The sequence below is a fragment of the Streptomyces sp. MZ04 genome (genome assembly GCF_004684775.1).
Lineage (GTDB): Bacteria > Actinomycetota > Actinomycetes > Streptomycetales > Streptomycetaceae > Streptomyces.
The window spans coordinates 1-2975 of record NZ_SRIC01000491.1 but is presented as its reverse complement, the minus strand read 5'-3'; the positions used below and the strand labels follow the sequence as shown (position 1 = coordinate 2975).

At 72.0% G+C, this 2975-nt stretch carries 3 protein-coding genes and 1 pseudogene; 3 read left to right on the top strand and 1 reads right to left on the bottom strand.

All coding sequences use genetic code 11. The features are described from left to right. Positions 1-366: pseudogene (locus E2651_RS44480) on the top strand (ATP-binding protein); the annotation flags it as partial. A gap of 89 nt (positions 367-455) precedes the next feature. Further along, positions 456-1109, top strand: coding sequence for a response regulator transcription factor (locus E2651_RS42315; RefSeq protein ID WP_135336582.1), 654 nt, complete (start codon positions 456-458; stop codon positions 1107-1109). A 103-nt stretch (positions 1110-1212) separates the two neighbouring features. Here the strand turns inward: E2651_RS42315 and E2651_RS42310 are convergent, their stop codons facing one another. Then, entirely contained in the window at positions 1213-1860 is a 648-nt protein-coding gene (locus E2651_RS42310; protein ID WP_135336581.1) for a phosphatase PAP2 family protein, read from the bottom strand. Between the two features lie 219 nt (positions 1861-2079). Between E2651_RS42310 and E2651_RS42305 the strand changes: the two genes are divergently transcribed. Beyond that, positions 2080-2895 (top strand): hypothetical protein, encoded by an 816-nt coding sequence (locus E2651_RS42305; protein ID WP_135336580.1) that lies wholly within the window; start codon positions 2080-2082, stop codon positions 2893-2895. Positions 2896-2975: the final 80 nt, after the last annotated feature.

Below are 2975 nucleotides of genomic sequence, written 5' to 3'. Positions count from 1 at the left end.
GCGCCCGCCCCCGCGCCGGGCGGCGCCGTCATCTCGTACGCGAGACGCTCGTACGCGAGACGCTCGTACGCGAGACGGCGGACGGCTCTCGCCTTCGGGGCCGCCGTCGCCACGGGCGTGCTTCTCGTCGGCGGCGCCTTCGCCTGGTACGCGTACTCCCGCTCGCACTCGGTCCTCGAACCGGCCGATTACGCGCGGCTGCGGGTGGGACAGCCGCGGGACGCGGCCGAGCGGCTGCTGCCGGACCGGGCCGCGTCCGATCCGCCGAAGGAGCGCGCCCCGAGCCCGCCGCCGCAGGGCGCCGACTGCCGCTACTACCGCTCGAGCAGTGAACTCTTCGTCACCGTCGAGTACTTCAGGGTCTGATTCGAGGGCGGGGCGGTTGTCGAGAAGAGCGTGATCCCGAAGGCCGGGGCCCGCGACACGGTGCGGGAAGAGGAGAAGGAGTGGGTGCGGTGATCCGCGTACTGCTGGCCGACGACGAGGCGATGATCCGCGCGGGGGTCCGCGCGATCCTCGGCGCGGGTGAGGACATCGAGGTCGTCGCGGAGGCGGGTGACGGCCGCGCTGCCGTGGAGCTCGCCCGGGCCCATCGGCCCGACGTCGCGCTGCTCGACATCCGGATGCCGGGGCTCGACGGTCTCGCCGCGGCCGAGGAGATCGTACGGACGGTGCCGGACACCGCCGTCGCGATGCTGACGACCTTCTCCGAGGACGCGTACGTCGCACAGGCGCTCGGCGGCGGCGCCACGGGGTTCCTGCTGAAGTCCGGCGATCCGCACGAACTCATCGCGGGCGTACGGGCGGTGGCGGGCGGCGCCGCCTTCCTCTCTCCGAAGGTGGCCCGGCACGTCATCGACGGCTACGGCGCCCGGCGCGTCGCCCGCGGTGCGGAGGCCCGTTCCCGGACGGCCGCCCTGACCCCGAGGGAGCGCGAGGTGCTGGGCCTGGTCGGGGAGGGCCTCTCCAACCCGGAGATCGCCGCCCGCCTCCACCTCGTCGAAGGCACGGTCAAGGCGTATGTGAGCACGGTCCTCGAGCGCCTGGGGGTGAAGAACCGCGTTCAGGCGGCGATCGTCGCCTACGAGGCGGGACTTGCGGGCGGCTGAGCGCTCCGGAGGGCGGCTGAGCGCTCCGGAGGGGCGCGGGGAACTGCGCGAGCAACCACGGCGCCACCCGCAGATACGCACTCCACCGCACCCCGCAGAGCCCTCAGCGACGGCGCGACACGGGCGCGTGCGGTGTCGCGTACGTCGCAGGCCCTTGGCCGGCGAACCACCGGACGACCCCGGTCGAAGACCCCCGCATCGTCTCGACGACACGTGTCAGGGGGCGAGTCGTCAGACGGACGAGTACGAAAGCCAGCGCGGCGCCGAGGATGAGGCCGACGGCCACGTCGTGCGGATAGTGCACGCCCACGAAGACCCGCGAGAACGCCATGAGTACGGCCATCGGCAGCGTCAGCGCGGCGATCCGCGGCCAGGCGACGGCGAGACCGACGGCCGCGGCGCCCGCGATCGTCGAGTGGTTGCTGGGGAAGGACCAGTCGCCGTGCGGCGGGCACGCGACGAGCGGCGCGAGCGCCCCGGAGACCGCCCGGCACGGCCGCTCCTCGTCGATCCCGGACTTGATCAACTCGCTGCACACATACGCCACCGCGGTGGCGAGCGGGGCGAGCACCGCTATCGCGACGGCGCGCGGGTCACCGCGCCGCGAGCGCCACCAGGCGACTATGAAGAGCACGCCGAAGAGGAGCAGGCCGAGTTCCGTCCACACCTCGGCGGTGTGCTGCACCCAGGTCGGGGTGTCGTGGGCGAAGTCGGTGATGTCGCGGTAGAGATCGTCGGTCATGGTGTCCATGATTACGGACGGTACGGAGTGGGCCCGAATCGTCACATCCGGCGATCGACCTGTGATGACCCCTGACGACAGACAGGGGTGAGGCGGGCGTGAGGCGGGCAGTGAGCGCGCTCCGCGGTAAGCGGAGTGGTTCATTCCGGGATGATGATCCGCAAACTTTGTTGCCCAGGGCGGCGGGTGGGGCAGGAGAAGGCGCGGATCTCTCGTAAGGTTTGGGCCGTGGGATCTCTGCGCAATCCGGTCGGGCCGCTTCCCTCCACCATCTACTGGCGTCGGAGGGCCGTTCTGCTGTCCCTTTTCGGGCTGCTCGCGCTCCTCGTCGTGTGGGTGCTGACCCTGGGCGGCGGTGGCGGGAAGACCACCGCCGACGGTCCGTCAGGTTCCGGGCCCGCCACGTCCATCACACCCGGCCCCTCCGGCTCCGGGCCCGCCATCAGTGAACACCCGGGCGGGCGCGACGAGTCGGACGACGAGGGCTCCGGAGGCGGCTCGGGCTCCGGCTCGGGCTCCGGCTCGGGGGGCGGCTCGGGCTCCGGTGACTCCGAGGGCGGCGGCGGTGACGGCAGCGGGTCGGACGACGGCGCCAAGGGCGGTGGCGGCGCGGGCGGTCAGCTGCCCGCGGGGACGCGGCTGCCCGACTGTGTGAGCGGCGACGTGAAGCTGAAGCTGCGCAGCGTCCGGAACACGTACGAGATCGGCGAGAAGCCGAAGTTCGAGATCATCGCCCAGAACAGTGCGGGCAAGGCCTGCAAGGTCGATCTCGGCGGCAAGGAAACGGTCCTGACGATCACTCAGACCAAGGGCGACAAGGAGATCTGGTCGTCGGCGGACTGTCCCGCCGGGGGCGGCAGCCTGCTGCTTCGGGTGCCGGGGGACGGGCGCGTCACGCACACCGTGGAGTGGGACCGCCGGGGGAGCGAGCCGAACTGCGCGACTCCCTCCGGGGGGAGCGTGTCCCCGGGCATCTATCTCGTCGAGGCCAAGTCGCCTGGGCTGGGATCGGCGAAGGCGTCGTTCGTGCTCGAGGACAGCTGACGGTGGTCGGACTGCTCGGACGGTAATCGGGTGGGTGGCCGGGAAAACTCACCGCCCACCCACCCGATTACCGTCCGAGC

Bases quoted from the DNA above. Each gene is read 5' to 3' on its own strand.
- E2651_RS42310 (WP_135336581.1), bottom strand. From the start codon at position 1,860: ATGGACACCATGACCGACGATCTCTACCGCGACATCACCGACTTCGCC.